General features: G+C 39.6%; 7 protein-coding genes. 3 read left to right on the plus strand and 4 right to left on the minus strand.

Features of this window, described 5'->3' with window-relative positions; genetic code table 11:
• Nucleotides 1-291: 291 nt before the first annotated feature.
• From PN471_RS17750 to pdxA, 4 genes are all read right to left on the minus strand, one after another.
• Nucleotides 292-669: a HEPN domain-containing protein gene (locus PN471_RS17750; protein ID WP_271777977.1), complete on the minus strand. Its 378-nt coding sequence runs from the start codon at nt 667-669 to the stop codon at nt 292-294.
• Nucleotides 666-989, minus strand: coding sequence for a nucleotidyltransferase domain-containing protein (locus PN471_RS17755; protein ID WP_039204366.1), 324 nt, complete (start codon nt 987-989; stop codon nt 666-668). Before PN471_RS17755 ends, PN471_RS17750 begins: the two co-directional genes overlap by 4 nt.
• A gap of 139 nt (nt 990-1,128) precedes the next feature.
• Complete coding sequence (locus PN471_RS17760) at nt 1,129-1,623, minus strand: DUF427 domain-containing protein (protein WP_193896925.1); 495 nt, start codon at nt 1,621-1,623, stop codon at nt 1,129-1,131.
• A 248-nt stretch (nt 1,624-1,871) separates the two neighbouring features.
• Entirely contained in the window at nt 1,872-2,921 is a 1,050-nt protein-coding gene (pdxA, locus tag PN471_RS17765) for a 4-hydroxythreonine-4-phosphate dehydrogenase PdxA (protein ID WP_271777978.1), read from the minus strand.
• A 213-nt stretch (nt 2,922-3,134) separates the two neighbouring features.
• On the opposite strand from pdxA, the gene petM reads away from it, so the two are divergent.
• From petM to PN471_RS17780, 3 genes are all read left to right on the plus strand, one after another.
• Nucleotides 3,135-3,239 (plus strand): cytochrome b6-f complex subunit PetM, encoded by a 105-nt coding sequence (gene petM / locus PN471_RS17770; RefSeq protein WP_096671590.1) that lies wholly within the window; start codon nt 3,135-3,137, stop codon nt 3,237-3,239.
• 202 nt (nt 3,240-3,441) lie between these two features.
• Nucleotides 3,442-4,443 carry an SDR family oxidoreductase gene (locus PN471_RS17775; RefSeq protein ID WP_193896927.1) on the plus strand — a complete coding sequence of 334 codons (1,002 nt, stop codon included), beginning with the start codon at nt 3,442-3,444 and terminating at the stop codon, nt 4,441-4,443.
• A gap of 83 nt (nt 4,444-4,526) precedes the next feature.
• Entirely contained in the window at nt 4,527-5,444 is a 918-nt protein-coding gene (locus tag PN471_RS17780; RefSeq protein WP_193896928.1) for an NAD(+) kinase, read from the plus strand.
• Nucleotides 5,445-5,982: the final 538 nt, after the last annotated feature.

A 5,982-nucleotide genomic window follows, 5' to 3' on the forward strand; every position in this document is an offset into this window, starting at 1 on the left:
AAACATAATTTCTAATTGGTATGAAGTGCAAAGAAACTTATTCACTTTAGTTGTGCGCGACTACATTGTGGACAATCTTACCAATGCTTGTGCTGCTTCATCAACATAGATTCATTTTTTTGTCAATGCGTAAGTCCTATTTTCTTCTCTCTGGTTCTTTTTTCACTCGGAGACTGCGATCGCTTGCTAATACTAAGTAGTGAGACAGAATTAATTACACAATGTCATTGCGTAAGCGTTGCCTGGCGTTAGCCATATGGAACGAAGTGACTCTCAAAAATATAAAATTTTCTATAAGGTTTTCTCAGCAATCTCAATAAATTTTTTGCTTTGTTCAATCAAAGTTCTCACATTTTCCTCACTCAACTGAAGGGTATCATCAATACTGTAATCTCCTTGTGTTCTTTTATCTTGAGCATCAATCAGATAACGGTGAAATTCAAGGGGAACAATTCCCTTTTTAACAACTTCTCGACCGAAACATGAAATCACAGCAGAATGACTTGAAAAAGTTAACCCTTGCTGCCACAAAAAGGCTTCGGCAATATAAAACATGGTATAATAAGCTCTGGAAGCAGCAAAGTTATATAATTTATTTTCTGCTAGAATTTCAGAAGCCAGTAAACTTTCTTTAGCTTTTCTTATAAATTTTTGCTCCTCCGATGTCATAGAAAAATACCTTCTTTTTTGACATTATAATTAAAGGGAGTATTTTCATTTTCAAACTTTGCTGAAGAGATGAAGTGACGAGAAATAACAACATCGTTATTTAGACAAATATTTGAGATTATTTGACTTGTTCTATCAATTTCATGATAGGGGTTAATCTCTGATTTCAGAACAACCAGAATATCAATATCAGAAAATTCTTGAGCGTCTTCCCTCGCTTGAGAACCATATAAAATAATTGCTTCCAGTTGGTTTTGATAAAGTTTTTGCAAAGCTTGTTTAACTTCTTGTAATATCAAGTTAAGCTGTGATTTGTTCATAAGAACACCCGGTAAGTGGGAAACGAGCGCGTCTTTAGACCTGAGAGGGAAACGACACGAGCGGTTTTAACCGCTGTGGATATTAAAATTGAAACCAGATTTTTGATTGGAATCTGGAAACCACTGAAATTTTCCTTATTTACCACCACATAGTTCCTGGTTCACCTTTAAATGGTCCAACAATATCAGAAGTAATCCACCCTCCGTAAAAATCACCTGTTTGCGCTTTAACTAATTCATCATTCACATAGCAAGCATCCATTAAACTGACATAAAAACTGTAATATTCTTGAATTGAGATAAAATTAGGACTGGGCTGAATATATCGCCAAGCAGCATTATTTATATATTTATCTCCTACGGAAACATCATAATATTGACACCAACCTTTCCATTCACACCAAGTTTTCCTAGGTGTCTCTATTAAATGTTCTAACTTAATATCTTCAGCAGGAATATAATAACCCGGAGGATGACTAGTTTCTAAAACTCTTTTTCCTTTAGTTGTTTCTGCTAAAACAATCCCATTACAAATAACTTTGAGATGTTTGTCGGTATCTTGTAAAATAGCAGGACGGGGATAGTTCCAAACTGATTCTTGTCCGAGTTTTGGAGGTATAGGATTTGGTTTCATGGTTATTTAATGGATGATTTTGGATCATTATAGTTACGTCATTATATCATTTATTTACAAACTTTCTAATATTTAATTCACTAAAAATGCTATTAATTTTACGTGAGTTCGACATAACGATAATTTGTGGAAAACTCACCCCACGTAGGAGTCTCAAGCCCTTATTCTCTCGTTCCCATTACTTATCTGTAGCCAAGGCTTTACAAACAGCTAATTTTTGAGAATTATCAAGATTTGCATTCAAAAAATTATCTATCCTTACAGGTTCTAAGCTTTACCAACTCCATCGCTAACTGGATCGCTGCTTTCATACTCGTCGCGTCAGCAATACCCTTACCCGCAATATCAAAAGCCGTTCCATGATCTGGGGAAGTCCGCACAAATGGTAAACCAATGGTGGTATTTACAGCCCGATCAAAAGCCATTAACTTCACGGGAATTAAACCTTGGTCGTGATAAAGTGCCAAGTAAGCATCAGCGGGATTTTTAACTGGAGAATTACCATACCAAGCCATTCCCGGTTTCACCCACATTGTATCTGGGGGGATGGGTCCTTCTAGCTGTAAATGGGGGCGCTTTTGGCGTTCTGACTGCAACCAGGGAATTAACCAATCTATTTCTTCTGTTCCCAGTTGTCCCATTTCGCCACTGTGGGGATTTAATCCTGCGATCGCAATTCTCCCATTTTTAATCCCCAAATCATTTTCCAAATACTCCACCAACAAATCTAATTTCTTTGTTAATAACTGTGGTGTTAAGGTGGCAGATACTTGACATAAAGGAATATGTGTGGTAACAAGTAACGCCCGCAGAGTCCAACCGGTAAAAGGCGATCGCCCCACAAACAACATCCCAAACCTCTCCACCCCAGCCCTTGCGGCTAAAAGTTCCGTTTGTCCTGGATAATTATAACCCGCCGCTTTCCAAGCAGATTTAGCGATCGGTCCGGTCACAATTCCATCAAACTCACCAGCCAAAGTTTGAGATATGGCATATTCCATATAAGCAAAACTCGCCGCACCACTAGCTGCATTCCCCATACCAGTAATAATTTCACCAGCACTAGGCACATCAACTACAGACAAATCGGCAGGATTGACCAAAGCCAGGGAATTATCAATATTTTTACTGATATTTTCATAAACCTGAGTTAATAAAGTTCTATTTCCCACCACCACCACATCACAATCTTGAGTAACTTCAGGATCAGCCAAAGCCTTCAAAATTACCTCAGCACCAATACCCGCCGGATCTCCCAGTGTCAGCACCAAACGCGGACGTTTATCTTGATTAATCATCGTCGTGTTTCCCTGTCCATCGTCGTCTATCCCCGAATATCATCCCTAAATTGGTTTAGAATTATTGATAGAGGTTTAATCTCAATAATTCTGATAGACCCAGTTTATCTGAATCCTCAAAGTTGAAAATAAGATTTGAGCCTTCAAATCAAATTCAGCGGTCTGAAAAACAGGAAACATAAATCAACAATCCACAAAGGAGCATTACAGCAAATGGGCGGCGAAATATTAAATGCAGCGATGCTATCTTTCGGTCTAATCTTCGTAGGTTGGGCGATCGGTGCTTTGTTACTCAAAATTCAAGGCGCAGAAGAGTAGAACAGCAGCAGGGGACACAGGGGAAGTAGAGGAAGTAGAGGAAGTAGAGGAAGAAAAATTAATTCTTCATCCTGACTCGGTGACTCGGTGACTCGGTGACTCCTGACTCCTAAATCTTTTATTAAAATGATGTAAAGTTTTATTTACATAACTAATTCTGTTAAGATTCTTTTCATAAACATTAAGATATATAACCAACCCCATGACATTATTAATAGTTGGTGCAACTGGCACACTGGGAAGACAAGTAGCCCGTCGCGCAATTGATGAAGGATACAAAGTCCGCTGTCTCGTTCGGAGTCCTAAAAAAGCAGCTTTTTTGAAGGAATGGGGTGCAGAACTGGTACGAGGGAACTTGTGCAATCCGCAAACCCTGACGGAAGCATTGACGGGAGTAACAGCAGTTATTGATGCCGCTACATCCCGTGCTACAGATTCTCTAACTATTAAAGAGGTAGATTGGGATGGAAAAGTAGCATTAATTCAAGCAGCCAAAGCCGCTGGTGTAGAAAGATTTATCTTCTTTTCCATTCTCGATGCTGATAAATATCCCAATGTACCACTGATGGAAATTAAGGGATGTACAGAAGCATACTTAGCAGAATCCGGTTTAAACTACACAATTTTACGTTTAGCTGGATTTATGCAAGGATTAATTGGTCAATATGGCATACCTATTTTAGAAAAACAACCAGTATGGGTAACAGGAACATCCTCACCCATTGGCTACATGGATACTCAAGATATCGCTAAATTTGCAGTGCGGGCTTTGACAGTACCAGAAACAGAAAAGCAGGCTTTCCCAGTCGTGGGAACTCGTGCTTGGAGTGCCGAGGAAATTATTAATCTTTGCGAGCGCTTATCTGATAGAGATGCAAAAGTTACACGGATGCCCATCGGATTATTACGGGCTGTACGGAATTTACTGCGCTGCTTTCAATGGGGATGGAATGTTGCCGATAGATTAGCTTTTACAGAAGTTTTAGCCAGTGGTAAAGCTCTAAACGCAGAAAATATGGACGAAGTATATACTATCTTTGGTTTAGACAAACAGCAAACCACCACACTGGAAGTATATCTACAAGAATATTTCAGCCGGATTATGAACAAGCTAAAACAGTTAGATTACGAGAAAGCTAAAAGCAAAAAGCTCAAAAGTAAAAAGACTCCCTTTAAAGAATCTTCCAAAGCCAATAGTCAATAAATATGAGACTTATGGTTACATTAGTCCAAAATATGTAACTATGAGATACATAAAAAACAGCCCTTAAACTTGGATATTTGAGTGTGCCGAAAGCAGGCATTATCTATAACGACGTTAAACCGATAGCGAGTAGTGTCGCTATTGAACTGAAAGATAAACTTACTGCTGCTGGTTGGGATGTTTACATCACAGCTAGTATTGGTGGGATATTGGGCTATTCTCAACCAGATAGTCCAGTCTTTCACACCCCCATTGAAGGTCTTACGCCCCCTGGCTTTGACTCAGATATGAAATTTGCTGTGGTGTTAGGAGGAGATGGAACTGTATTAGCAGCATCACGCCTGGTAGCCCCCTGTGGTATCCCCATGCTGACGGTAAATACTGGTCACATGGGATTTCTGACGGAAACTTATCTCAACCAATTGCCCCAAGCCTTAGAACAGGCAATGGCGGGTGCATATCAGGTTGAGGATAGGGCGATGCTGACTGTTAAAGTTATGCGGGGAGATGCGGTGAAGTGGGAAGCCCTCTGTTTGAATGAAATGGTGCTACATCGAGAACCTTTAACTTGTATGTGCCATTTTGAAATTGCGGTGGGACGACATTCACCTGTGGATATTGCGGCTGATGGAATTATTGTTTCTACTCCCACTGGTTCAACGGCTTATTCTTTAAGTGCGGGTGGTCCAGTAATTACTCCTGGTGTGCCTGTATTGCAGTTAGTACCTATTTGTCCTCATTCTCTGGCTTCTAGGGCTTTGGTGTTTCCCGATAGTGAACCAGTCAATATCTATCCTGTGAATATTCCCCGGTTGGTGATGGTGGTAGATGGCAATGGTGGATGTTATATTCTACCGGAAGATCGGGTATATTTGGAGCGATCGCCCTATAGCGCCCGGTTTATTCGTCTTCAGTCACCGGAATTTTTCCGTATTCTGAGGGAAAAACTGGGTTGGGGTTTACCACATATTGCTAAACCTTCTTCTGTAGAATTGCCTTAGTTGTCACTTGTTCAGTTAGGTAAATGCCAACTTAGTGTAACTCGCACTTCTCCATTCGGTAAAACTGATATTTCCCATACACCATCTAGAAGTTCGTTGGCTATAGTATCCATAATTTTAGGCGATTCCTATGTTGTGGTTTGCGATCGCTTTTTCATAACATGATGATTATGGGCGATCCTAGTATTCAGATCTCTGACTTCTTAGAGAAGTCGGGGATCTATTTTACCAATATTATATTTAATAAGCTGTTACGCAGCTAAATTTGATAACCATAATTTACTTGAACTTTGTAGTGCGGGCATCTTGCCCGCTAGAATTATACAAACTAAATGCACAACAGCTTACCATATAATTACTTATTTAGGGTTTGCTGAAAAAGTTATCTGTGAGGGTTAGGAGTCAGGAGTCAGGAGTCAGGAGGAAGAATTAGAAAGATATAAGAATAGTCTCAAATTCCAGAAAGTGATAGGTTTTTAATGGTTTCAATGCTTATTCCTTGCACCTAATTCACTTTTTTACCCCGGAAACTCTTAAT

This window comes from Aphanizomenon sp. CS-733/32, from assembly GCF_028330045.1.
GTDB lineage: Bacteria > Cyanobacteriota > Cyanobacteriia > Cyanobacteriales > Nostocaceae > Dolichospermum > Dolichospermum gracile.